This is a genomic window from Planococcus chinensis (genome assembly GCF_020071995.1).
Lineage (GTDB): Bacteria > Bacillota > Bacilli > Bacillales_A > Planococcaceae > Planococcus > Planococcus chinensis_A.
Map to the genome: position 1 here is coordinate 1 of NZ_JABWTK010000055.1, position 279 is coordinate 279.

1 rRNA gene is annotated in these 279 nt (G+C 54.8%); it reads left to right on the plus strand.

What is annotated here, in order from left to right:
• Positions 1 to 59: 59 nt before the first annotated feature.
• Positions 60 to 279 (plus strand): 16S ribosomal RNA (locus HU147_RS19285); the annotation flags it as partial.

Sequence of the window (279 nt, forward strand, 5' to 3'; positions counted from 1 at the left end):
CGACTCGCGCGTTCTTCGGAACGGCGAGACGCCAGCAGAATTTGAGCAATCGGTTCTCTATAATGGAGAGTTTGATCCTGGCTCAGGACGAACGCTGGCGGCGTGCCTAATACATGCAAGTCGAGCGAAAGTTGAGGAGCTTGCTCTTCAACTTTAGCGGCGGACGGGTGAGTAACACGTGGGCAACCTGCCCTGCAGATCGGGATAACTCCGGGAAACCGGTGCTAATACCGAATAGTTTAACCTCCCTCCTGGGAGGTTACGGAAAGACGGTTTCGG